23 protein-coding genes and 1 tRNA gene are annotated in these 24,508 nt (G+C 63.9%); 15 read left to right on the plus strand and 9 right to left on the minus strand.

Going from position 1 to position 24,508, the window contains the following annotated elements:
* Positions 1 to 43 precede the first annotated feature (43 nt).
* From ybgC to AWB81_RS04470, 12 genes are all read left to right on the plus strand, one after another.
* A complete protein-coding gene (gene ybgC / locus AWB81_RS04415) occupies positions 44 to 505 on the plus strand; it encodes a tol-pal system-associated acyl-CoA thioesterase (RefSeq protein ID WP_235025711.1) in 462 nt (153 codons plus the stop codon).
* 180 nt (positions 506 to 685) lie between these two features.
* Positions 686 to 1,363: a protein TolQ gene (gene tolQ, locus AWB81_RS04420; protein WP_062632685.1), complete on the plus strand. Its 678-nt coding sequence runs from the start codon at positions 686 to 688 to the stop codon at positions 1,361 to 1,363.
* A 10-nt stretch (positions 1,364 to 1,373) separates the two neighbouring features.
* On the plus strand, positions 1,374 to 1,820 hold the full coding sequence (tolR, locus tag AWB81_RS04425) for a protein TolR (RefSeq protein ID WP_062632686.1): 447 nt from the start codon (positions 1,374 to 1,376) through the stop codon (positions 1,818 to 1,820).
* A 4-nt stretch (positions 1,821 to 1,824) separates the two neighbouring features.
* Positions 1,825 to 2,901, plus strand: coding sequence for a cell envelope integrity protein TolA (tolA, locus tag AWB81_RS04430; RefSeq protein ID WP_062632687.1), 1,077 nt, complete (start codon positions 1,825 to 1,827; stop codon positions 2,899 to 2,901).
* A 95-nt stretch (positions 2,902 to 2,996) separates the two neighbouring features.
* A complete protein-coding gene (gene tolB / locus AWB81_RS04435; protein WP_062632688.1) occupies positions 2,997 to 4,286 on the plus strand; it encodes a Tol-Pal system beta propeller repeat protein TolB in 1,290 nt (429 codons plus the stop codon).
* 50 nt (positions 4,287 to 4,336) lie between these two features.
* Entirely contained in the window at positions 4,337 to 4,843 is a 507-nt protein-coding gene (gene pal, locus AWB81_RS04440) for a peptidoglycan-associated lipoprotein Pal (protein ID WP_062632689.1), read from the plus strand.
* A 27-nt stretch (positions 4,844 to 4,870) separates the two neighbouring features.
* The gene (gene ybgF / locus AWB81_RS04445; RefSeq protein WP_062632690.1) at positions 4,871 to 5,620 is read left to right on the plus strand and encodes a tol-pal system protein YbgF; all 750 of its coding nucleotides are present in this window, start codon (positions 4,871 to 4,873) and stop codon (positions 5,618 to 5,620) included.
* 155 nt (positions 5,621 to 5,775) lie between these two features.
* Positions 5,776 to 5,851: transfer RNA gene (locus tag AWB81_RS04450), tRNA-Lys, on the plus strand.
* Between the two features lie 383 nt (positions 5,852 to 6,234).
* Entirely contained in the window at positions 6,235 to 7,359 is a 1,125-nt protein-coding gene (ppk2, locus tag AWB81_RS04455) for a polyphosphate kinase 2 (RefSeq protein WP_087134807.1), read from the plus strand.
* A 143-nt stretch (positions 7,360 to 7,502) separates the two neighbouring features.
* Entirely contained in the window at positions 7,503 to 8,633 is a 1,131-nt protein-coding gene (locus tag AWB81_RS04460) for a sensor histidine kinase (RefSeq protein WP_062632691.1), read from the plus strand.
* Positions 8,634 to 8,973: 340 nt separating this feature from the next.
* Positions 8,974 to 9,327 (plus strand): BON domain-containing protein, encoded by a 354-nt coding sequence (locus tag AWB81_RS04465; RefSeq protein ID WP_062632692.1) that lies wholly within the window; start codon positions 8,974 to 8,976, stop codon positions 9,325 to 9,327.
* Positions 9,328 to 9,630: 303 nt separating this feature from the next.
* Positions 9,631 to 11,217, plus strand: a complete 1,587-nt coding sequence (locus tag AWB81_RS04470) for an aspartate:alanine exchanger family transporter (RefSeq protein WP_062632693.1) — start codon at positions 9,631 to 9,633, stop codon at positions 11,215 to 11,217.
* 2 nt (positions 11,218 to 11,219) lie between these two features.
* Here the strand turns inward: AWB81_RS04470 and AWB81_RS04475 are convergent, their stop codons facing one another.
* The 7 genes from AWB81_RS04475 to AWB81_RS04505 form a co-directional block, all read right to left on the minus strand.
* A complete protein-coding gene (locus AWB81_RS04475) occupies positions 11,220 to 11,474 on the minus strand; it encodes an RNA-binding protein (RefSeq protein WP_062632694.1) in 255 nt (84 codons plus the stop codon).
* Positions 11,475 to 11,615: 141 nt separating this feature from the next.
* On the minus strand, positions 11,616 to 11,861 hold the full coding sequence (locus AWB81_RS46780; protein ID WP_062632695.1) for an STAS domain-containing protein: 246 nt from the start codon (positions 11,859 to 11,861) through the stop codon (positions 11,616 to 11,618).
* A 178-nt stretch (positions 11,862 to 12,039) separates the two neighbouring features.
* Complete coding sequence (gene ppk2 / locus AWB81_RS04485; protein WP_062632696.1) at positions 12,040 to 12,861, minus strand: polyphosphate kinase 2; 822 nt, start codon at positions 12,859 to 12,861, stop codon at positions 12,040 to 12,042.
* Between the two features lie 74 nt (positions 12,862 to 12,935).
* Positions 12,936 to 14,315: a glutamate decarboxylase gene (gad, locus tag AWB81_RS04490; protein WP_062632697.1), complete on the minus strand. Its 1,380-nt coding sequence runs from the start codon at positions 14,313 to 14,315 to the stop codon at positions 12,936 to 12,938.
* A 25-nt stretch (positions 14,316 to 14,340) separates the two neighbouring features.
* Positions 14,341 to 15,954 carry a bifunctional aspartate transaminase/aspartate 4-decarboxylase gene (locus AWB81_RS04495; RefSeq protein WP_235025717.1) on the minus strand — a complete coding sequence of 538 codons (1,614 nt, stop codon included), beginning with the start codon at positions 15,952 to 15,954 and terminating at the stop codon, positions 14,341 to 14,343.
* A gap of 150 nt (positions 15,955 to 16,104) precedes the next feature.
* Entirely contained in the window at positions 16,105 to 17,796 is a 1,692-nt protein-coding gene (gene aspT / locus AWB81_RS04500; protein ID WP_062632699.1) for an aspartate-alanine antiporter, read from the minus strand.
* Between the two features lie 628 nt (positions 17,797 to 18,424).
* On the minus strand, positions 18,425 to 18,673 hold the full coding sequence (locus AWB81_RS04505) for a hypothetical protein (RefSeq protein ID WP_144444083.1): 249 nt from the start codon (positions 18,671 to 18,673) through the stop codon (positions 18,425 to 18,427).
* 22 nt (positions 18,674 to 18,695) lie between these two features.
* Here AWB81_RS04505 and AWB81_RS04510 point away from each other — a divergent pair, with 22 nt between their 5' ends.
* Genes AWB81_RS04510 through AWB81_RS04520 form a run of 3 tightly spaced genes read left to right on the plus strand, consistent with a single transcriptional unit; the run spans position 18,696 to position 21,690 of the window.
* Complete coding sequence (locus AWB81_RS04510) at positions 18,696 to 19,109, plus strand: DUF3302 domain-containing protein (protein ID WP_235025712.1); 414 nt, start codon at positions 18,696 to 18,698, stop codon at positions 19,107 to 19,109.
* Positions 19,109 to 20,239, plus strand: coding sequence for an HlyD family secretion protein (locus tag AWB81_RS04515; protein ID WP_062632701.1), 1,131 nt, complete (start codon positions 19,109 to 19,111; stop codon positions 20,237 to 20,239). Before AWB81_RS04510 ends, AWB81_RS04515 begins: the two co-directional genes overlap by 1 nt.
* A gap of 2 nt (positions 20,240 to 20,241) precedes the next feature.
* Positions 20,242 to 21,690, plus strand: coding sequence for a TolC family protein (locus AWB81_RS04520; RefSeq protein WP_062632702.1), 1,449 nt, complete (start codon positions 20,242 to 20,244; stop codon positions 21,688 to 21,690).
* Between the two features lie 37 nt (positions 21,691 to 21,727).
* On the opposite strand, the gene AWB81_RS04525 is transcribed toward AWB81_RS04520, so the two are convergent.
* A complete protein-coding gene (locus AWB81_RS04525) occupies positions 21,728 to 22,870 on the minus strand; it encodes a porin (RefSeq protein ID WP_374730473.1) in 1,143 nt (380 codons plus the stop codon).
* Between the two features lie 102 nt (positions 22,871 to 22,972).
* Positions 22,973 to 24,460, minus strand: a complete 1,488-nt coding sequence (locus tag AWB81_RS04530) for a coniferyl aldehyde dehydrogenase (RefSeq protein WP_235025713.1) — start codon at positions 24,458 to 24,460, stop codon at positions 22,973 to 22,975.
* Positions 24,461 to 24,508: the final 48 nt, after the last annotated feature.

The following is a 24,508-nucleotide window of genomic DNA, read 5'->3' on the forward strand; positions in this document are numbered from 1 at the left end:
TTCGCGTCATATGCGTAGCTTCCGGTAAAATGCGCGGATGAATATGTCTAGCAGCGAAAATCAGCCGGCGAACGATCCGCTGACTTTCGAGTGGCCGATTCGCGTGTATTACGAGGACACCGACGCCGGCGGCATCGTCTTCTACGCGAACTATCTGAAGTTCTTCGAGCGAGCGCGCACCGAATGGCTGCGCGCGTGCGGCATCGACCAGCGAAAGCTGATCGACTCCGAAGGCGTCGCGTTCGTCGTCAAGCGCACGGCCGTGGATTATTCGGCGCCGGCGCGGCTCGACGACATCGTGCGGGTCGTCAGCCGGATCGATCGCCTCGGCCGCGCGTCGGTGGATTTTCATCAGGAAGCATGGCGCGACGAGGTCCTGCTCGCATCCGGAGATATCCGCGTGGCATCGGTCGATCTCGCATCGATCCGTCCCGTCGGCATTCCGGGCGCGGTGCTCGCCGGACTGAAACGCGGGCCCGTGACACCTTCCATGCCGGCTGCATGAGGGCCGCATGAGCATCGGAACGAGCGCCGGCAGAAAACCAATGAACTCGTCGTGACCCTGAGAACACCAAGCCTGCATTGCAAGGCAAGCAGCATCGAGCATGAGCCGGCAAGAGCCGGGACTTTCGAAACTTTCACGAAAGCCTGACACGCTCCATTCGGGACGTAACAGCGGACCTTTATGAACAATACACAAGACCTGTCGATCGTTTCCCTCGTCATTCACGCGAGTCTGCTCGCGCAGGCCGTCATGGCCCTGCTGCTGATCCTGTCGCTGCTGTCGTGGACTTTCATCTTCCGCAAGTGGTTCGCCATCCGGCGCGCCCGCGCGCAAACCGAGCGCTTCGAACGCGATTTCTGGTCCGGCGGGGACCTGCAGGCGCTCTATCAGAGCGCAGCCAACAACCGTCACACCATCGGCGCGCTCGAGCGCATTTTCGAATCCGGCATGCGCGAGTTCCTGAAGGGCAAGGAGCGCCGCATCACGGATCCAGGCGCGATCCTCGATGGCTCCCGCCGCGCTATGCGTGCCGCCTTCCAGCGCGAGATGGACGTGCTCGAAGCAAACCTCGCGTTTCTCGCGTCGGTGGGTTCGGTCAGTCCGTATATCGGCCTCTTCGGCACGGTCTGGGGGATCATGAATTCGTTCCGCGGCCTGGCCAACGTACAGCAGGCGACGCTCGCGAACGTTGCGCCAGGTATCGCCGAGGCGCTCGTCGCCACCGCAATCGGCCTCTTTGCCGCGATTCCGGCGGTGGTCGCATACAACCGCTACGCGCACGATATCGACCGTCTGGCGATCCGCTTCGAGACCTTCATCGAAGAGTTCTCGAACATCTTGCAGCGTCAGGCGCACTAAGGAGTCCGCGATGGCCGGAGGCCCTACTCGTTCCAGCATGCGCGGCAGTTCGCGCCGCGCGATGTCCGACATCAACGTCGTGCCGTATATCGACGTGATGCTCGTGCTGCTCGTCATCTTCATGGTGACGGCGCCGCTCGTCTCGCCGTCGATCATCAACCTGCCGACAGTCGGCAACGCGCAGCCGCAGGAGCAGACGCCGCCGCTCGTGGTCAACATCAAGGCGGACGGCAGCATGAACGTGCGCTACAAGGAAGACGGCGGCGCGGCGCAGCAGCAGAACATGACCAAGGACGAGCTCAATTCGTTCGTGCTGAACCGGCAGGAATCGCATCCAGACCAGCCGGTCGTGATCGCCGCCGACAAGACCGTGAAGTACGAAGTCGTGATGAACGTGATGTCCGACATGAAAGCGCGCGGCGTCAAGCGCGTCGGCTTGCTGGTGAAATCTCAATAACGCAATGATCGATCGGCATATCCGGCAGACCCGCGCCCGACCCATCCGCCCGCCGCGCGAGCGCGGCACGTGGAAAGCGTTCGCGCTCGCCGCGCTGATGCACCTGCTGCTCGGCTGGCTGCTGTATCACGGCATCAACTGGCAGAACAACACGCCCGCCGGCTCGGAAGCGGAACTCTGGACCGAGATTCCGGACCTCTCCACGCCGACGCCCCGCCCTGCACCGCCGCCGCCTGCGCCCGTCAAGGTGCAGCCCGCGCCGCCGCCCGCGAAGGACGAGGAGGCCGACATCGCGTTGCAGGAAAAGAAGCGCAAGCAGCAGGAAGCCGCCGCGCGCGAGGCGCAGCTCGCGGAACAGCGCCGCCAGCAGGAGCAGGCACAACAGGAAGCGGACGCGAAGCGTCAGCAGCAGCTCGCCGCGCAGCAGGCGGCCATGGCTGCGGCGCAGAAGGCCGCGCAGGAAAAGCAGAAACAGGTCGAAAAGCAGAAGCAGCTCGACCAGCAGAAGGCCGACCAGCAGAAGCAGCAGCAACTGAAGGCGCAGCAGAAGGAAGCCGAGGCGGCCAAGGCCGAGCAGTTGAAGGAACAGAAGGAAGCCAAGGACAAGGCCGACGCGCAGGCGAAAGCCAAGGCGGACGCCGATGCGAAGGCCAAGGATAAAGCCAAGGCCGACGCCGCCGCGAAAGCCAAGCTCGATTCCGAGCGCCGCGCGCGACTCGCGCAGTTGCAGGGGCAGGCCGGCGGCGGGTCGAGTGACAGCGGCGAGGGGCTGGCGAAGGGCGGAACGGGCCGCGGCGCGGGTGGCAATGCGACCTCGCCGGGCTATGCGGAGAAGGTTCAGCGCCGTGTGCGTCCGAACATCGTCTGGGCCGGTGAAACGGCCGGGCTCGAGACCGTGGTCACGGTACGTTGCGCGCCCTCGGGCACACTGCTTTCGTCGTCGATCTCGCGCTCGAGCGGCAACGATCAGTGGGACGAGGCGGCATTGCGCGCGGTGCGGCGCTCCGACCCGATGCCGGTCGACATCAACGGCCAGGCTCCGGCGTCCTTTACCATCACGCTGCGCCCGGCTGGCGGCTGATTGCAAGGCTTACAACGCGGGAACGAATCGTGCGGCCGGCGGTCTGTTCTGCAGTTTCGAATAGTTTAAAAATCGCTTTTGGGAACGAATACAGCATGAGTTTGATGACAAAGCTTGGCCTGAGGACGCTCATCGCGTCCTGCCTGATCGCCGCGGGTACCGCACATGCGGAGCTCAACGTGCTCGTGACCGGCGTCGGTTCAACCCAGTTTCCGATCGCAACCGCAAACTTCGCGAACGAAGCGAATTCGCCGCAACAGGTGAGTGCCATCGTGCGGCAGGATCTGGCGCGCAGCGGCAAGTTCAACAACATCGATGCGGGCAGCACGCCGGTATCGGAGACGGACTCCGTCGATCTCGGCAGCTGGAAAGCCAAGGGCGCCGACGCCTTTGTGTCCGGCAGTGTGACGAAGCTGTCGAACGGCCAGTACGAAGTGCGCTTCCGCCTTTATGACACGGTCAAGCAGCAGAGCCTCGGCGGCCTGTCGCTCGTCAGTCCCGAAAGCGGCCTGCGCATGAGCGCGCACAAGGTCGCCGACTACATCTACGCAAAACTGCTCGGCGGCCGCGGCGTGTTCGCGACGCGTCTTTCGTATGTGATCCAGACAGGCGGCAAGTACCAGTTGCAGATTTCCGACTCGGACGGCCAGGACGCGCGCATCGCGCTCAACAGCCCCGAGCCGATCATCTCGCCGGCCTGGTCGCCCGACGGCACGAAGGTCGCGTACGTCTCGTTCGAGAAGAAGAAGCCGGTCGTCTATATCCACGACCTGCCGACGGGCAAGCGCGTCGTCGTTTCGAATCAGAAGGGCAACAACAGTGCGCCGGCGTGGTCTCCGGACGGCCGCAAGCTCGCGGTCGCGCTGTCGCGCACGGGCAACACGCAGATTTTCGAAGTCAATGCGGACGGCAGCGGTTTGCGCCGCCTGACGCAAGGCAGCTCCATCGACACGGAGCCGGCCTACTCTCCTGATGGCAACTCGATTTATTTCACGAGCGACCGCGGCGGCCAACCGCAGATCTACAAGATGCCCGCGGGCGGCGAGAACGCCGGGGCAGCGCAGCGCGTCACGTTCACGGGCAACTACAACACAAGCCCGCGCGTGAGCCCGGACGGCAAGCAACTCGCGTACATTTCGCGTACTGGCGGCGGCTTCAAGCTGTACCTGCAGGACCTCGGGTCCGGCACGGCTACTGGCCTGACCGACACGACGCATGACGAATCGCCCAGCTTCGCGGCGAATGGTCAGTACATCCTCTACGCCACCCAGGTGAACGGGCGTGGCGTGTTGGCAGCCGTTTCGACCGACGGTCGGACGCGGCAAGTCTTGTCCGTGCAGGGCGGCGTCGTACGCGAACCGTCCTGGGGTCCGTTCATGCAATAACCTCATGCTTTAAGTAGATTACGTTGCGCAATAACACAAGGAGAGTAACCATGATGTCGAAACTTCGTGTCGGCTTTGCAATCGCGATGGTCGGTGCGCTGGCCGCCTGTTCTTCGGGCGTGAAGCTCGATGAAGGCGCGAACAAGGGTACAGGCACCAACCAGCCGAACCCGAACGCCGTGGCGACGGTCAACGTCGACCCGCTGAACGATCCGAACAGCCCGCTCGCCAAGCGCAGCATCTATTTCGACTTCGACAGCTACGCCGTCAAGGACGAATACCAGTCGCTGGTGCAGCAACACTCGACGTACCTGAAGGGTCATCCGGAGCGGCGCGTCCTGATCCAGGGCAACACCGACGAGCGTGGCACGAGCGAGTACAACCTCGCGCTGGGTCAGAAGCGTGCTGAAGCCGTGCGTCGCGCAATGTCGCTGATGGGCGTCGCCGACACGCAGATGGAAGCCGTGAGCCTCGGCAAGGAAAAGCCGACGGCGACGGGTCATGACGAAGCTTCGTGGGCCGAAAACCGCCGCGCCGACCTCGTCTATCAACAGTAACGTAACCAGTCACGGGTGAGTCGCCCTATGTTGTATCGCTTCCCCTCGCTGCGCATCGTCGCAGCCGTTTGTGTGGCCGGATCGGCGCTCGCAGGCGCGCCCGCGCATGCGGGTGTCTTCGACGACAACGAAGCGCGCAAGGCCGTGCTCGACCTGCGCACGAAATCGGACAACCTGACGAGTCAGCTGTCCGCAGCCCAACGCACGATCCTCGATCAATCGAATCGTCTCGACCAGCTGAACCAGCAGGTCGCGACGCTTCGAGGCCAGAACGAGGACTTGTCCAACCAGGTCGCCACGCTGCAGAAGCAGCAGAAGGACTACTACGCCGATCTCGATGCGCGGCTGAAGAAGTTCGAGCCGCAGCAGCAGACGGTCGATGGCATGCAGGGCACCGTGCAGCCAGGCGAGACGGAAGCGTTCAACGCGGCGTCGAATCAGTTCCGTGCCGGTGACTTCAAGAGCGCCGCAGCGTCGTTCAAGACGTTCGTGGCGAAGTATCCGCAGAGCCCGTATCAGCCGACCGCGCAGTACTGGCTCGGCAATGCGCTGTATGCCGAGCGCGACTACAAAGGGTCCACTGCAATCTGGCAGAACCTGGTGAAGTCGTACCCCACGCATCCGCGAGCGCCCGAAGCGTTGCTCGCAATCGCGAACAACCAGATCGAACAGGGCCAGAAAGCCGCTGCGAAGAAGACGCTGGAACAGATCATCTCGCAGTACAGCGGCACCGAGACTGCGCAGACCGCGCAGAGCAGGATGTCGCAGGTGAAGTAAGCGAAGCTTCTTCGTCGGAAATTCGCGCCTCTCGCTGTAAGGGCCCGCTGCTTGGTTGCAGCGGGCCTTTTCTTTTGTGAGGGGGCTTGTCGGATGAATCGTTCCCGGCCGATGTTGACAAATTCCGTGTCGAATGACTATAATTTCGGCTCTTTGGGTCGTTAGCTCAGCTGGTAGAGCAGCGGACTTTTAATCCGTTGGTCACAGGTTCGAATCCCGTACGGCCTACCAAAGATCAAAAGGGTTACAGGCGAAAGCCTGTAACCCTTTTCCGTTTGGGCGCTCATCAGCGCATTGCTTGCCAAGCGGATCTGTCAGCCGGCCCGCTCACTCCCGCCTCAAAGCATCCCGGGGTCATTCACACCCGTCTCCGATTTCGCTGTCACTTCGTTCCGCTTTGTCGATATCCCGTTACACGCGACTCCCGGATAAAACATACGCAATCCTGATCATCCACTCGCCTCCCACGGATGACATTCATCAACAATCTCGACGCGCCCAAGCGACAGAATGGATGTCAAAACCTCGTGCTCAGTTGCTACATGCCGCCTTCGAATGACGATACGAATCGCGTCGACGCAACGAGGATGCATCGCAAGCAAGCCGGATACGACATGGAAGAACGACCGCAAGCCCACGAACACCCGGCGTCCGCCGAACAGGCGCGCAATAGCCCAACCCGTCGAAGAGTAAAACAAGGCGACGTCATCCCCACCAACACGCCGCTCGCCTCGCAACGCAACCAGGTCGGCAGCGCGATCGAGTCCGCCGGCGCGATCGTCGCGAGCAGCATGCAGGACATTCTCGCGAGACATGCCACGCAAGAATCCGCGAGCCTCATCGATACCGTCAAGACCTTGATGGCCGGTCTCTCGCCCGACGAAGCCGCTCGCCTTCGCACCGAGTTGCTGACGGGCGAACCCAATGCCTGGCACGCAAACGCGGCGCGTCATCCGGATGAGGAGTTCGCCTTCGGATGGCGCGACGGTGAATATCCTTACCGACACTTGATGTCGCGCCGCAATTACGAAAGGCAGAAGTATCAGCTTCAGGTCGAATTGCTGAAGCTGCAGGCGTGGGTTCGCGAGACGGGCCAACGTCTCGTCGTGCTGTTCGAGGGACGCGACGCCGCCGGCAAGGGCGGGACGATCAAGCGCTCCATGGAGCATCTGAATCCGCGCGGCGCGAGAGTCGTCGCGCTGGAAAAACCCACCGCGACCGAGCGCTCGCAATGGTATTTCCAGCGCTATGTGCAGCATCTGCCGACCGCGGGCGAGATCGTGCTCTTCGACCGCTCCTGGTACAACCGCGCAGGTGTCGAGCGCGTGATGGGCTTCTGCTCCGACCAGGAATACACCGATTTCATGCAGCAGGTTCCGGAATTCGAGCGGCATCTCGCGAGAAGCGGCATTCACGTCGTCAAGTTCTGGTTTTCGGTGAGTCGTGAAGAGCAGCGACGCCGTTTCAGGGAACGCGAAATCCATCCGCTCAAGCAATGGAAGCTGCGTCCGGTCGACGTTGCTTCGCTCGAAAAATGGGACGAATACACGCAAGCGAAGGAGGACATGTTCGCCCGGACCGATACCGCCGACTGTCCGTGGACCGTCATTCGTTCCGATTGCAAGAAGCGAGCGCGCCTGAACGCAATGCGTCATCTGCTGCACAAGTTGCCGTATGCGAACCGCGATCTGAAGACGATCGGCCCCGTCGATTCGCTGATTGTCGGCCGGGCGCTGTAGTCATCGGCGCGCGTCCTCGTCCGCACCGAACCGCCATCCCCGTGCGCCCGGCGGAGTTTTTCGGACCCGCCGACTGAACGATCGAAATAGCGGGTACCATGGCTTTCGAAAGCCCCTGACCCTTCCGGTCTTCGAGAGCGACCATGCGACTGGCCGATTTCATCTTGCGCGACATGGAATCCATTCTCGTGCAATGGGAAGCGTTCGCAGCAACCCTGTTGCCCGCCGCCGCGGAGATGAAGTCGCTCGCGTTGCGCGATCACGCGCAGCAGATTCTGGAGGCCGTCGCGAAAGATCTGGCGACCTTCCAGAGCCGCGAAGCCCAAATGGACAAGTCGCTCGGCAACGGACCGGTCGCCCTCGGCGCGCCGGAAACGGCCGCACAGACGCACGCGGTCCTCCGGGCGTGCAGCGGCTTCGACATCAGGCAGCTCGCCGCCGAATATCGCGCCCTGCGCGCGAGCGTGCTGCGGCTCTGGATGGACGACTGCGCGCCGGGTCAACCGTTCATCGATGACGTCATACGGTTCAACGAAGCGATCGACCAGGCGCTGGCGGAATCAATCGGCTTTTTCAGCGGGCAAGTGGACCAGGCGCGCAACCTGTTGCTCGGCATGCTCGGGCATGACATGCGCAGCCCGCTTCAGACCATCCAGATGACCGCCTCGTACCTCGCCGCGCTCAACGCCGGCGCGAAGGTATCGGAAGCGGCGGCACGGCTGATCAATAGCGGCGCACGCATGCAGGCGCTGCTCGACGATCTGCTCGATCTCAACCGCACCAATCTGGGTCTCGGCATCAACATTGCGCCGGTGGAGGTCGATCTGACGCGTCTCTTCGCCGATGAACTCGATCTCGTGCGCGCCGCGCATCCCGACGTTCGCATCGACCTCGAAGCGGCGGGTGAACTGCGCGGCGTCTGCGACGGCCGGCGGCTTCAGCAACTGCTCGGAAACCTGGTGCTGAACGCAATCAAATACGGCGCCCCCAACGAGCCGGTCCGCGTAACGATGACGGGCGATCCGCAACACATCCGCTTCGACGTCAGCAACACGGGCCCGCGCATCGAGCCGCCGGCGCTCGAGCTCATCTTCGATCCGCTTCACCGTGGTGCAAACCAGGCGAACCAGTACGACTCGGACGGCAATCTCGGCCTCGGTCTCTACATTGCGCGCGAGATCGCCAAGGCGCACGGCGGCGAGATCGCGGCGCGCTCGGACGAGCAGCAGACCACCTTCTCGGTGCGCCTGCCGCGCGTTGGGCCGCCGGCTTAGACCTCGGATCGGAACGCACCCCGATGCGCTCGAGACGACCGTCCGTTCGTTTCGATTCCGGGCATTCAACCCACGTAATCCACACAAGAAGTTCGCAGAACTGCCTTACAAGTTCTTTCGGATCGGCGTATCTTTCTTTGCAGCGCACCCGGAGGGTTCGCCCGTCCGCCGCGCGCAGGTATCACGCTCGACGCGCGCGGGATTTCACCACCGTTTCGGCGGGCCTCGACAGCCGCACGCGTCAGGGGAGTCGCACCACCGCAATACAGGAGCCGTGCCGATTGCGTGCCCGTGCAGTTTCGTCCGGGCCGTTTGAAGATTTCGTCAAAGGAGAATCGCAATGAATGCACTAAAACCACTCAAGTTGGCGGCTGGCGTTCTCGTCGTCATGGCGTCCATCAGCGTTGCATCCATCAGCGCGCATGCGCAATCGAGCGATGCAGCCGCCGCGCCCACCGCGAAGTCGACGAAGGCGACGAACAAGGCGCTCGCCAAGGAAGTGCGGAAGGCACTGACGAAGACGAAGGGCCTGGTTTCGTCGAACATCAACATTCGTGCGCACGACGGCGTAGTGACGCTCGCGGGCACCGTGCCCGACAACTCGCAGATCGACAAAGCGACCGAGGCCGCCAAAGGCGTGGCCGGCGTGACATCAGTGAAAAACGCGATCACGGTCCATTCGATCGGGCAGTAAGCGCCGCAACGGCCTCGCCGCTTCGGTGCCAGTCGCGGCGGCGCGACCGGCACCGAAGCGCAGTTCCGTCGGAGCGCGTCGCAGGGCGCGAACCACGCGACGTCAAACGACTGCTTCGGCAGAACCGGAGCGGCATGTTCCGCGGGCACTCGTTTCATCTTCCGACACAACTGGCCTCACCGAGCGCCAGCGCTTCAACAATCCCGTCGACCATCGATAAACCGTGCTTTCCCTATCGAGAAAGCCACTATCATGCAAAGGCTGGCTACACAGACGACGCCCGATAAAAAAACGAGGTGAGACGTGGAATTCGTCAGAACGCTACTCGAACAGCAGCCGCTGATGGCCGTGTTCCTCACCATCGCAATCGGCTATCTCGTCGGCGAGATCAATATCAAGGGCTTTTCGCTTGGGGTGGGCGCCGTGCTCTTCGTCGCGCTCGGGGTCGGCTGGTTCGCGCCCAAGGCGGCGCCGGCCCCGATGGTCGGCACGCTCGGGCTCGCGCTCTTCCTCTATACGGTGGGCGTCCAGTACGGCAAGCAGTTCTTCCTCGGCCTGACGAGCGCCAGCGGCCGCCGCGCCAACCTGATCGCGCTCATCGGCGTGCTGGTGGCCGGCATCGTGAGCATCGTCATCCAGCACGCGATGCATCTGAAGCTCGGCTACGCGCTCGGCCTCTTCGCGGGATCGGGCACGAGCACGGCGGCGCTGCAGGCGACCATCGCGACGCTCCGCAACGACGACGCCGCCGTCGGCTACTCGGTCTCCTACCCGTTCGGCGTGGCCGGGCCGATCCTGCTGCTCTATCTCGCGTTCATGCTGAAGAAGCCGAAGATCGACACGGCGGCGGGCGCGGGCCTCGAATACGTCGAGATTGCGCTCTCCAACCCGGCGCTCTTTGGCAAAACGCTCGGCGACGTGACCGCGCTGCTGCCCCCCGACGTGCAGATCGTCGCGCGCCGCTCCGCGCACCACAACGAACCGGCGACGCCGGCCATCGTCATCGGCGAGAACGACGTCCTGCTCGCCGTCGGGCCGAGCCGCGAGACGCTCGACCGCGCGCGCGAAGTCCTGGGCGTTGCGGCGCCCGGCCGCGTCACGAGGGATCGGAGCGATCTCGACTACATCCGCATTTTCGCGTCGCGCGCGACCGTGGTGGGCCGGCCGCTCGGCGATCTGCAACTGCCGGGCGACAAGGCGTCGATCGTCGCGCAAGTGCGCCGCGGAGACACCGACATTCTGCCGAGCCCCGAACTCGTCCTCGAATTCGGCGACCGCATCGGCCTGCTCGCCAATCGCAGCGATTTTCCGGCGCTGCGCAAGTACTTCGGCGATTCGATCAAGGGAACCGCCGAGTTCAGCTATATCTCGATCGGCCTCGGCATGGCACTTGGCTTTCTGCTCGGCGCGGTGCAGATTCCGTTGCCGGGCATCGGCAAGCTCGCGCTGGGGCTCTCGGGCGTCCTGATCGTCGCGCTCGTGCTCGGCCGGTTGCGGCGCACGGGCGGCATGAACTGGACGATCCCGCTCTCCGCCAATCTCGTGATGCGCAACCTCGGTCTCACGCTGTTTCTCGCGCAGGTCGGGATGGCGTCGGGGCCGAAGTTCGCGGCGACGATCACCGAGACGGGGCTTCTGATGCTCGGTCTCGGTGCCATCGTGCTGCTCGCGCTGGTGGTGCCGGTGCTGGTGCTCGGGCTCGTGGTGTACCGCATGCCCTTCGACGAAGTGGCGGGCATCGTCGCGGGCGCGTGCGGCAATCCGGCGATCCTCGCGTTCGCGAACAAGCTCGGTCCGACCGAGCGCCCCGACATCGGCTACGCGATGATCTTTCCCGGCATGACGATCGTGAAGATCCTGTTCGTCGATATCGTCGGCGCGCTGATGTAGCGTCAGGCGAAGCCGTCGCGCAGGATCTGGGCGGTCAGCGCGCGGTTCTTCCAGTGCATGTTGTGAATGCGCTTCTGCAACTGGCCGAGCGCATTGGGATCGATGCTCCGGTAGGTGAGCACCGCAGCCGGGCGCGACCCGTCGCCGGGTGCGTGCTCGATCTCGTCGAACGGCGGAAAGCCGTACTTCGCCAGGAACTCGCCGATCTCTTCGTCGGACGTATCGGGTGCGAGGTTGCCGAGATAAAGACGTGTCATGGCAGAACTCCAGTTGATCGGCCGTGCATATGACGTTGCGGAGCGCGTCGCATTCCTGCGCTCGTCGTTCGCCTTCACGGACCTCGTGGACTCATATTACGCAAAGCGTCCGGAGGCCGCAAATCGGTGTGCGCCGCGCGCTCATCGTGCGCCGTCCGCTGAAGTCGAACGGCGATGAAAATCGACCGCCCGGTCGAGGTTGTGGAACATGCGTTCCCGGCCGAGCGTCTCGCCGAGCGGCGAACGCTGCACCATCTCCAGCACGCCCGGATTCAGCCCGACGAGCCACAGCGACACACCCGCCTGCCGAAAGTGCTCTTCGGCACGCGTGAGCATCTTGAGCGCTGTGTATTCGATATCGAACACGCCGCCGGGATCCAGCACCACGACACGCGCGGCTCGGCCTCTTCGATAAACGCGCGCATCTTCTGCCCGACGAGCTTCGCGTTGGCAAAGAAAATGCGGCCCTCGGGCCGCAACACCAGCAGAATGATCGGTAACCCGCAGCCCCGGTCCGCCGACATGCGGCGCGCGGGTCCCGAATGGAGCATCGGCGCAGGTTCGCTCAGAACTTCTCCGGTACGTACTTGTATGGATAATCCGGTTCGCGATAGCCCTTCGGGCCTTGTCGCTTCGGCAGCGTGATCTTCGGCCGCGGCATCGCTTCGTAGGGAATGCTTTTCAGCAGATGCGTGATGATGTTGAGCCGCACGCGCTTCTTGCTGTTCGAACGCGCGACGAACCACGGCGCGAAATCGGTATCGGTGGCGGCGAACATGTCGTCCCGCGCGCGTGAGTAGTCGTACCAGCGGCTGTACGAATCCAGGTCCATGCGCGAGAGCTTCCAGACCTTGCGCCCGTCGTGGATGCGCCCCTGAAGCCGCCGCGTCTGCTCCTCCTCGCTCACTTCGAGCCAGTACTTGATGAGCGTGATCCCCGATCCGACGATCGCGCGCTCGACGAGCGGCACCGCCATCAAAAACGACTCGGCCTGTTCCTTCGTACAGAAACCCATCACACGCTCGACGCCCGCGCGGTTGTACCAGCTGCGGTCGAAGATCACGATTTCGCCCGCGGCCGGCAGATGCGGCAGATAGCGCTGCACGTACATCTGGCTTTTCTCGCGATCGGTCGGAGCAGGCAGGGCGATCACGCGAAACACACGCGGGCTCACGCGTTCGGTGATCGCCTTGATCGTACCGCCCTTGCCCGCGCCGTCGCGCCCTTCGAAGACGATGCAGATCTTCGCGCCCGTCTGCACGACCCATTCCTGAAGCTTCACCATCTCGACATGCAGCCGCGCAAGCTCCTTTTCGTAGGCCTTGTTCGACATCGGGGCTTCCGGATCGTCGCTGGCTTCGGTCTCTTGCTTGTTGCCCTTGCCCATGGTCGTCTCCCTCTCCGAGTGGTGGGCGCGTCCGCATCGCCGTCAGTGGCGACAGCGCGTGCGGACGCGCCGTATCAGCACTTCGCCGCCGTGGTCTTTTCGTCGCCGTGCCCGTGCAGCGTCGGCGCGGTCGCGCTGCCGCCGTGCTGCTCCAGATACTTGCACGCACCGATTATGTCCCGCGCCAGGATCATCGCGACGTTGTGGTTGATGTGCGGCCGCACGACGACGCGCAGACTTCTGACTTCCTGTGCATCGGGTGGCATCGAATACGCCGACAGCACCCAGCCCTTCTCGCGCACCTTGTTCGAGACGTCGAACTCGTTGAAGTTTTTCACCTTCGGATCGAGTGTAACGGCCACCACCGGAATGCGCTGCGTCTCGTTCATGATCGTGAAGTAGCCGCTTTCCACGAGCGCGTTGCGCAGCGCCACGGCGTTCTTGAGCGTGTGCGTCATGCCGCGCTTGTAGCCGTCGAAGCCAAGCCGCAGGAACTGGTAATACTGCACCGCGATCGGCGCGGCGTTGCGGCTGAAGTTGAGCGTCGCGGTGGGCATCTCGCCGCCCAGGTAGTTCACATAGAAGATCAGGTCCTCGTTGAACACCTTGCGCTCGCGGAACACCACCCATCCGAGACCCGGCGGCGTCAGCCCGAACTTGTGCCCCGACGCGTTGATCGACTGCACGCGCGGCAGCCGGAAGTCCCACTTGTAGTCGGGATAGAGAAACGGGTTCACGAAGCCGCCCGAAGCGCCGTCGATATGCATGGGGATCGAGATGCCCGTCTTCTTCTCGTAGGCGTCGAGCCAGTCGTGAATCTCCTGGATGTCGTCGTCCTCTCCGGTGAAGGTCTGCCCCGCGATTGCGACCACCGCGATGGTGTTCTCGTCGACGAACTTGTCGAGGTGCTCGGCGGTCAGGCGATAGTTGCCCGGCTTGAGCGGCACGATGCGCGGCTCGACGTCGAAGTAGCGCAGGAACTTCTTCCAGACGATCTGCACGTTGCCGCCTGTCACCATGTTCGGGCGCGTCGCGTCCTTGCCCGCCTTCTCGCGTGCCTGCCGCCAGTTCCACTTGTGCGCGAGGCCCGCGAGCATGCACGCCTCCGACGAGCCGATGGTCGCCGTGCCATAAGGCTCGACGCCCTTCGGTCCGTTCCATAGCTGATGCAGCCACTTCACCATCCGCGTTTCCATCGCGAACACTTGCGGGTACATGTCATGGTCGATGTAGTTCTTGTACATGTTGCGCTTCGCGACCTCGACCGCTTCCGGCTCCGCGAAGGTCGTGACGAACGACGACATGTTCAGCATCGGGTTGGCGTCGGTCCATTCCTCGCTGACGACGAGCGCGGCGGCCGCGCGCGCCGAGATGCCTGACTGGGGGAACTCGTCCTCGGGTATCGGGAGGTTGAACTCGTCATACGGCGTGACTTTGTCCATCGATGTGTCCATTTGCTTCTCCTGTGAAGGATGCAAGTCAGAGCACCTTGCTCCTGTCGAGCTTCTTGCCGGTTTCGGCGTTGTAGCGCTCCACGTACTCGCCGAGCAGGTTGCGGATCGCCCGGCCGATCTTCACGTAGTCGCTCTCGTTGAGATTCGCGAGCGACACGCGCCCCGACGGATGCTGGGTACCGAAACCGCGTCCCGGCAGCAGCACGACGCGCGCATCCTTCGCGAGCCGGAACAGCAGTTCGGACGGCTTCGTCTTCTTGATGAGCCAGTCGACGAATTCGCGCCCGTATGCGCGCTCGCCCAGAAACTCCATGTCGAGGATCGTGTAGTAGTCGACCTTGTTGACATCGTCGTCATCGAAGGTGATGCCGATCTCGCGATAGAGCGCCTCCTTGCGGCTGCGGATCAGGCGCTTCAACGCGTTCTTGTACGCGTCGGGCGTGTCCATCAGCGAGAAGAGCGAGAACAGGACCATCTGCACCTGCTGCGGCGTCGAGAGCCCGGCGGTGTGGTTCAGCGCGACCGTGCGGCTGTCAGCCACCAGCCGGTCGATGAACTTGAGGTTCTCCGGCTCCGTCGTGATCGACTCATAGCGTTCGTGCAGTTGCTTCTTCTGCTCCTTCGACAGCTCCGCGATCTGTCTGTCGAGGACGTTGTCGCGATGCGTCGCGATCGCGCCGAGCCGCCAGCCGGTCGCGCCGAAATACTTCGAATACGAATACACGAGGATCGTGTTCTTTGGGCACAGTGCGAAGAGCGAGACGAAGTCGTCGGCGAAGGTGCCGTAGACGTCGTCGGTCAGCAGAACGAGATCGGGCCGCTCCTTCACGATTTCGGCAATGTATTCGAGGCTCTCCGTGTCCATCTTCACCGAAGGCGGATTGCTCGGATTCACGAGGAAGAACGCCTTCACCTTCGGGTCGCGCAGCTTGTCGAGTTCGCTCTTCGAGTACTGCCAGCCGTTGGCGACATCGGCTTCGAGATTGACGACGTTCAGGCGGTAGTCGTTCAGGCGCGGGATCTCGATGTACGGCGTGAAGATCGGCGTGCCGAGCGCGATGGTGTCGCCGGGCTTGATCAGATGGTTCTCGCGCATCGTGTTGAAGATGTACGTCATCGCGGCCGTGCCGCCTTCGACGGCGAACACGTCGAACTCGCCGATGAACGGATACGAGCCGACCATCTCGCGCCGCAGATACTGCCCGACGATCACCTCCGAGAGCCTGAGCATCCGGTCCGGCACCGGATAGTTCGACGCCAGAATTCCCTCGCACATCTCATAGAGGAAGTCCGAGGCGGAGAGGCCCATCTGGTCGCGCACATACGACACCGCACCGCGCAGAAAGTCGATGCCCGGCACACCCTTGTTGTCGCGGGCGAAGATCTCGAAGCGCTCTTCCAGCCCTTCGCGCTTCGGAAAGCCGCCGAGCCCTTCGGGCATGTGTGCGAACGAGCGCTCCGATTCGCGCATCGCGAACAGGCCGAGTTGCCAGAAGCCGTGGCGCGGGATCGTCGCGAGGAAGTTCGGATTGCCGCGGCCGGCGTTGAGCATCGACAGGTTCGCCGGGCGGTCCACCGCGCCGCCGCCGGCCGCCTTGATGAGTTCGTCCTTCAGTTCGAAGGGGCTCAGCGACGCCATCTTCGAATCGGCGCCAATGCCCGGCGCGGAGTCTGCCTTGCCCGACTTTGCTGACTTCTCTGACTTTGCCATCCAACACCTCCAGATTAGGGTGAACTGCAAGAATCGAAATCGATGAATCGGTAACGCGCGGTCCGTCGAGCCGGAAAGCTAGGTGAGCATCATCACGATCACCATCCCCCAGATCGTCAGCAGCGTGTTGCCGACCGCGTAGGTGACCGTATAGCCGAGACCGGGCACCTGGCTTTTCGCGGCATCGCAGATCATGCCGAGCGCGGCCGTGGTCGTGCGCGAACCCGCGCAGATGCCGAGCAGGAGCGCCGGATGAAACTTGAAGACATACTTCGCGATGAACATGCCGATTATGAGCGGCACCGTGGTCGCGAAGATGCCCCATAGAAACAGGCTCACGCCGAGTTGCTGCAGCCCCTTGACGAAGCCGGGTCCCGCCGTGATGCCGACCACCGCGATGAACACGTTCAGGCCCACGGAATTCATGAACCAGATGGTCGGCTCGGGAATGCGGCCGAAGGTCGGATGGATAGCACGCAGCCAGCCGAACACGATGCCCGCAATCAGCGCGCCACCCGCGGTGGAAAGCGTGATCGGCACCGCGCCGACCTTGATGACCACCGCGCCGACCAGCGCGCCCAGCGTGATCGCGAAGCCGACGAACGCGATGTCCGCCGCATTCGACGGCCGGTCGATCACGCCGAGCGCCTTCGCGGCCGCCGTCGTGTCCTGCGTGCGGCCGACGAGCGTCACGGTGTCGCCGCGATGCAGCTTGGTGCTCGGCAGCACCGGGATCGGCGTTTCGGTGGCGCCGCGCTTGATCTTGCGCAGGAACACGCCGCGCGCCGCCGGCAGCGTGGAAAGTTCCGACAGCGTCTTGCCGTCCACTTCCTTGCTCGTGATGTAGACGTCGACGCCCTCGGCCGGCACCGCGAGCAGTTCCGCATCGTCGACTTCGTTGCCGCGCGGCCCGACTATGTCGACGAGCTGCTCGCGGCGTCCGCCGACCGCGACGACGTCGCCCGCCTGCAGCACGTCGTCGAGCTTCGCGTCCTGCACGGTACCCCCGCGCCGGATACGTTCGATGAAAAGCCGTGTGCCCGCCGGCGCGCTGCCCTCCGCCTGTCCCACCGACTTGCCGACGAGCGGCGCGCCTTCCGGAATCCGGTACGCGCGCAGCTCGTACTTGTGCCAGGCCTGGCCGGCACCGCCGAGTTCCTGCGCACCGCCGAGCGTCGCCTCGTATTCCTTGCACGCGGCGACCAGGTCGATGCGCAGCAGCAAGGGGCCGAGCGTCGCTAGGATGATCGCCGAGCCGATCGTGCCGAAGATGTACGTGACCGCGTAGGCGGTCGGCATCGCGTTGAGCAGCGCCTCGGCTTCGTCCGGTGGCAGTCCGATCCGGTTGATCGCGTCGGTGGCGAGCCCCATTGATGCGGAGATGGTTTGCGAGCCCGCGAAGAGCCCTGCCGCCGAACCGATGGAATAGCCCGCGAGCTTCGCGGCTACGAAAGGCGCTGCGAGACAGAGCACGCACTGCACGACCGAGAACAGCGCCTGCGGCACGCCGTCCTTCGCGATACCGCGCACGAACTGCGGGCCGACGCCATAGCCGACCGCAAACAGAAACATCAGAAAGAAAACAGATTTGACGTTCGGCGAGATCGTAATTCCGAGCTGCCCGATCGCAATTGCCGCGAGCAGCGTCGCGGTGACGGCGCCGAGACTAAATCCTCGATAACTCTTGCCTCCTACCCAATACCCGATCCCCAGTGAGAGAAAGATGGCGATTTCCGGATAACTGCGTAGCGTTGCGGTAAGCCATGACATACGCACTCCTTTTTGGGCCGATTTTCAGGCAGCGAATTACATGGTAAGCAATATGGAGGGATATTTGAAGTAAAAGCATCCTGCGCGCAAACCATAGGCGCGCGTGGAACGGCAAAAGCGGCGCATTCACCAGATATTCCGCGATGCGGAGAACGAAACGATCGAGCGATGCGTTGCGCCGGCCGACATGGTGGTGGTCTCCTGTCCATATTTGTTCGACTATAGCCGATCTATCTTAGGCGCAGGATTTCGACTATTCAACTTCTTCCGGGCAGTTTTTTAGTTGCTGCTTACAGGAAACACCGAAGATTCCTTCGGATCGATGACGCGCGTGGAGGCTAAATGGAGCAGCTGCGGCACCGGCCGCTCGAAGCTATCGGCATTTCTTATTACGCAACGATAATGTCCCATTGTTTTCAACGATGGCTCGCTAAACACCATTCACTCCTTATATCGCAAATCGTAGGATGTAAAGCGGGAGTAACGGCTTGTCGCACCCGATTAAAAGCAAATAATCAACGCCGATTTTTGCGAAATGGTCTGCGATATAAGGAATCTGCATGCCGCCGGCGATTAGAACCCGAATTCCGGGGCCTTCATTTTCCGTTTGACGCGCCCGCAATTTGTGTTATTGATATTGATTCCATCGTATCGCGAATGTCGTCCGCGACGTATCCGGATTGAACCGAAAATCGAAATTCCAGCCGGCATCGCCTGCCGGTGCGACGCATAGAAAGCTGTCCGGGAGGTTTTCACGACAATGAAACCGATCCTTGCCTGCCTCGCCAGCGTCCTGATCTTTCTTCCGCGTCGCCGCCGCCCACGCGTCCAGCGAGACCATCGACAAGATCGCCGACTGGCTCGCCATTTTCGTCATCTGCGTCGTGCCGGTCGCGGCGGTGGCGATCCTGCTGATGATTCACGTGCTGCCCGAGAAGATCGCGGAGAAGCGCCATCATCCGCAGAAGGACGCGATCCAGATGCTGTGCTTCCTCTCGCTCGTGTTCGGCGGCCTGCTCTGGCCGGTTGCCTGGCTCTGGACCTACTTCAAGCCGCTCGGCTACCGCATGGCCTACGGCACCGACAAGCACGACGACTACTTCTTCCACGCACGGGAAATGGCGCGGCGCGGCGAACTTCCCGCCGACGAACTCGGCTATATCCTCGGCGAACTCGACAGCATCGCCGCCCGCCGCATCCTGCCGCCCGAACTGCAGCGCGTGCGCGACGAACTCGAAGCGCTTCAGCCAAGCGCGCCGCCGCCACGCCCGCACGACGGCGCGCGCGGTGACCAGCGGAAAGGAGATGCCTGATGGAACTCCTCCTCGCCTTTTACGCGTTCATCGCGTGGCTGATCTTCGGCAAGTTCAGGTGGCTGCCGTGGAATATCGTCACGGGTTCGATCACGATCGTGCTGCCGATCATCGGGCTCACCGTGCTCATCCTGACGCTCAATGTCGTCGCGCCCGCCTCGGAAGACGTGCGCGTGATCCGCTATGTCGTGCAGATCGTGCCGCAGGTGCGCGGCCGCGTGATCGACGTGCCAATCGCCGGCAACACGCCGATCAAGAAGGGCGACGTGCTCTTCAAGATCGATCCGACGCCGTTCAACCTGCAGGTGAAGGCGCTCGAAGCTCAGCTCGTCAATGCGCAGGGCTCGGCGCGCAAGCTCAACGAGGACCTGTCGGCCGCCACCGCGAAAAGCGACGCCGTGCGCGCGCAGATCGACCTTGCGAAGCGGCGCGTGTCGGAGAACCGGCAGCTCGTCGAGCGCGGCGCCGGTGACCGCTTCGCGCTCGAACAGGCCGAGACCAACCTGAAGTCGCTGCAGGCCGACCTCGCCGCCGCGCGCGCCCAGGAAGCGCAGGTGCGCGCGGCGCTGAACGCGACCGTCGACAACGACCAGGCCGAAGTCGCGCAGATCCGCGCGCAGCTCGAATCGGCAAAATGGGATCTTTCGCAGACGACGGTCATCGCGCCGGCCAACGGCGTCGCGATCAATCTTCAGCTGCGGCCCGGCTCGATCGTGACGCCGTTGCTGCAGAACCCGGCCATGAGTTTCGTCGAGGACGACTATCAGGTGATCGCGCTCTTCGACCAGAACGAGCTGCGCATGGTCGTGCCCGGCGACGAGGCCGAGATCGCGCTCAAGACGCTTCCCGGCAAGGTGCTGAAGGCGCGCGTGGTGTCGGTCGTATGGGCACAGGGACAAGGCCAGCTCACGCCGGGCGGCACGCTCCCGATCACGGGCAACGAGCCGACCCCGGCCGCGCGCTTCGCGGTCCGGCTCCAGCTCGACGAAAAGGAGCGCGACGTGTTCCTCGCCGCCGGTGCGCGCGGCCACGCGGCGATCTACACCGACCATCTCGAGGAAATCCAGATTCTGCGCAAGGTGATCATCCGCGTCGGCGCGTATGTCAACTACCTCGTGCTCAAGGTTTGATCATGCACGCGCGTCGTTCTGCCTTCTTCGCGTCGCTGGTTGCGCTTCTGCTGCTGGCGCCGATTGGCGGCTGCGCGCTGAAGGACCCGCCCGATGCCGCGACCGTCCAGCGCGACAGCATGAGCAACGCGCACATCCCGCCCGCTTGGACCGCAGAGGGCGCCGTGCCCGGCCCCGTGCGCGCCGACTGGATCGACTCCTTCGGCGATCCGGCGTTGAGCGCGCTCGTCGCCGAGGCGATCGCGTACAACACGAATCTGCGCGTCGCGGCGGCGCGCGTCGCGCAGGCGGCCGCGCTCGTCAAGGTGGCGGGCGGCGAACTCTATCCCGCCGCGAACTTCCTGGCGCGCCCGGGCGGCACCCTAGGCGGCGACGGCTCTGGCCTGAAGGGTTGGCTCCTGTCCACGTCGTGGGAAATCGACCTCTGGGGGCGCGTGCGCTACGGCGTGCGTGCTTCCGAGGACCAGTACGCGTCCGCGCAGGCCGATGCCGAGTACGCGCGGCAGTCGATTGCGGCGCTCGTCGTGAAGGCGTGGTTCGGCGCGATAGAAGCGCAACTGCAATACGCGATCGCCATCGACATGGTCCGGCACGCCGACGAACTCCACGATCTCGCGCAGCATCGCCTGCGTATCGGCAACGGTTCGCAAATCGACGTGAAAAGCGCGGCGGTCGCGACCCAGACCTATCGCGATACCGCCCGTCAGCTGAAGCTCGCACGCGAGCAGTCGCTGCGCGCGCTCAAACTGCTCGTCGGCCGCTATCCGTCGGCGGAAGTCGCCGTGCCCGGCGCGCTCGGACCGTTACCGTCGATGCTGCCTTCCGGTGTGCCCGCCGACCTGCTGGAGCGCCGGCCCGATGTGATCGCGGCGCAACGGCGTATTTCGGCCGCCTTCGATCTCGCGCGCCAGGCCGACGCCGCCCGGCTGCCGCGCGTGACGCTGAGCGCGGGGCTGTTGAGCGTATCGAGTGAGCTGTTCCTCCTTCAGGATCGCGACAACCCGAGCTGGAGTCTCGGCGCAGGCATTCTGGTGCCGCTTTTTCGCGGCGGCGCGCTGAAGGCACAGGCAGAGTACCGGACGGCCGAACAGGATCAGGCACTCGCGAGTTACGGTCAGATTGCGCTGCAGGCGTTCGGCGAAGTCGAGAACTCGCTCGCCGCGGAGGCCGCGCTGCACGAGCGCGACGCGCTGCTCACGCGCGCCGTCGCGGAAAACGCGAGTCTCTTCGATCTTCAAAAGGTGCGCTACAAAGTGGGCTCAGGCGATCTGATCGCCGTGACGCAACAGGAGCTTGCCTATGCGTCGTCGCGTTCCGGCCTGGTGCGCGTGCAGAGCGAGCAGCGCATGCAACTCGCGAATCTGTATCTCGCGCTGGGCGGGGGTATCGACACGACATCGAACGTCGCCGATTCGGGCGGCGCGCCGGCCTCCGCCGTCGCACCGCAATAGACCGCGCCGCTCGCGCGCGGCGCGGCCGGTCAGAACTTCAGAACAAGTGCCGCAAGCCGAACATCACGGCGGTCGTCGCCATGCCGGGGGCGACCGGCTGACCGTACGCGATCGTCTGCGTCATCGTGCCCTTGTTGTTCACGTGACCGACCTGGCCATAGACCAGCGTCGCCTTTGAGAGGCTGTATTCCGCGCCCGCCGCGACTTCGGTCGACTTGTTCGCCGAATTGTTGCGGTCCTTCAGATAATAGACGCCGCTCGTCACCCGGAACGCCGGCGTGAACAGATAGCCAAGTCCCGCCGTGAACATGTCGATGTTGACCTGATTCGAGCGCGCCGGATTCTTGCCGTTGCTGTACGACGCCGACACTGAGAAGTCGTGGAACGTGTAGAGCGCGCCGAGATAGAACATCCGATTGTTGGCGAGGCCCGTCGGCACCGCGTTCGGCGCGGGGTTGGTGTCGTGGCCGTTGTAGTACGCCGCCGAGAGCCGCAACCCGTAGCCCGAATACTTCAGCACCGCCGATTCGCGCGTGTTCCCCTCGAAGCTCCCCGCGACGCCGCCCGGCGCATATTCGAGCAGGCCCTTCACGCCGCCGAAACTCGGCGATTCGTAGATGATCGCATTGCTGTCGTACAGCGCGCCGAGCGGGCCGTTGGTGCTCGTTCCTGCCCAGCCCGCCGCCTGGTTCATGCCGAGCCAGGAGGTCAGGATGCTGCCGAACCACCGTCCGCCGCGCACGTCGGTTTCGCCCATCGCGATTGCAATCGGCGCGATCTGGCGGCCCAGGTTCACCGTGCCGAACGGGCCCGAGACGCCCACGCTCGCGATCTGGTTGAATTCGCCCGCGACGCCCGGCGTGTCTGAGAGTCCGGCCCTGCCGTTACCCGAATCGTACGTGCCTTGCAGCTTGAAGTTCACGCGATACCCGCCGCCGATGTCCTCGGTGCCGGTCAAGCCCCAGTTGCTCGAATAGATGCCCGCATCCTTGAAGCGATAAAGCTTGCCGAGATTCCTCGACGCCGGATTGAACGACGCCGCCGACGTGCTCTGGTACATCAGCCCGGCGTCGATGACGCCGTAGAGCGTCACCGACGACTGTGCGTGCGCCGTGCCGCCCGCCGCGGCGAGCGCGGCCAGGCCCATCCCTTTCCACTTCGACTTCCACTTCGACTTCATTTCGTCTCCCGCCTGATGTGTGTGTTTGAACTTCAACTTCCTGCATGCGGTCGGGCGCTACGATGGCGACTTTCCTGCTGGCGAGCCATTCGCCGCTGCCGTTCACGACGGCAGGCTGCTGCGCGGCCGCGACGGCGCCGGCCCGGTTTCGTTCGCGGCCGGCACGGCGCCGAGAAACATCCGCAATGCCAGCCGCTGCACGAAGCTGCCGTAGGGCGGATGAAACAGCTCGATCGGGAACCAGCGATGCTCCGAGAACACCGACTTCGCATGCGACAACTCGCGGAACCCTTCTTCGCCGTGATAGTTGCCCATGCCCGAGCCGCCGATGCCGCCGAACGGCATGTCGTGATTCAGCACGTGCCAGCCCCAGTCGTTGAGCGTCACGCCGCCGGCGTGCGTGCGCTTCAGCAACGCGTCGGACTCCGTCCTGTCATGGCCGAAGTAATAGAGCGCGAGCGGCCGCGTGCCCTCCTGGATGTGCGCGATGGCAGCATCGAAATCGCGATAGGTGAAGACAGGCAGAATCGGACCGAATATCTCCTCGCGGGCGATGCGCATCGCGGGCGTCACGTCGAGCACGACATGGAGCGGCATCCGGCGCCCGCCCGCCGGCATCGGGCAGACGAAGACACTCGCGCCGTGAGCGCGCGCGTCGTCGATAAGCGCCTGCTGGCGCTCGTACGCACGCTCGTGGATCACAGCCGCGTAGTCCTCGCTGCCCGCCGGATGCATGCGCGCGGCCGCTTCCATCACTTGCCGGGCGAACGCTTCCTCGTCGCCTTCGGGCACCAGCGCATAGTCCGGCGCCACGCAGATCTGCCCGGCGTTGACCGTCTTGCCATGCGCGATGCGGCGCGCCGCCACCGCAAGGTCGGCACTCTTCGACACCACCGCAGGCGACTTGCCGCCGAGTTCGAGCGTGACAGGCGTGAGATTGTCGGCGGCAGCGCGCATCACGTGGCGTCCCACTTCGGGCGAGCCAGTGAAGACGATGTGATCGACCGGCAGCGCGCTGAAGGCCCGCGCCACGGCGGCGTCGCCTTCGACCACGGCGACTTCGTCATCGGCGAAGACGTCGGCGAGCATCGCGCGCAGCGCGTGCGACGTATGCGGCGCGAACTCCGATGTCTTCACCATGCAGCGATTCCCCGCTGCAAGCGCGGTCGCAAGCGGACCGAGCGCGAGATAGACGGGGAAATTCCACGGCACCACGATGCCGACGACACCCTTCGGCTGATACATCACGGCGGCGCGATTGGTGAGGAACAGCCACTCGGTATGGCGCCGCGACGGCTTCATCCAGCGCCGCAGCCCGCCGAGCAGGTGATTGATGTGGAGCACCGACGGAAGCACGTCGACCATCATGGTCTCGGCGTGCGCGCGCTCGCTGAAGTCGCACTGCGCGGCCGCCGCGAGCCGTCCCGCGTGCTCGCGAACCGCCGTCCGCAGACGACGCAGCACGCTGCGCCGCTCGGCGAGCGTCGGGTACGGGCGCGCAACGAACGCCGCGCGCTGACATTCGAGGAGCCTCGACAGGCCGTCGCCGCGGCGCATCTCGCCGGCGGGGCAATCATCTGGATTTGTCATCGTGAGTGGATCTGGTGAGTACAGAACGAGGCGCCGGGGCACCTCGCA

It is taken from the genome of Caballeronia arationis (genome assembly GCF_001544975.2).
GTDB classification, from domain to species: Bacteria; Pseudomonadota; Gammaproteobacteria; order Burkholderiales; family Burkholderiaceae; genus Caballeronia; species Caballeronia arationis.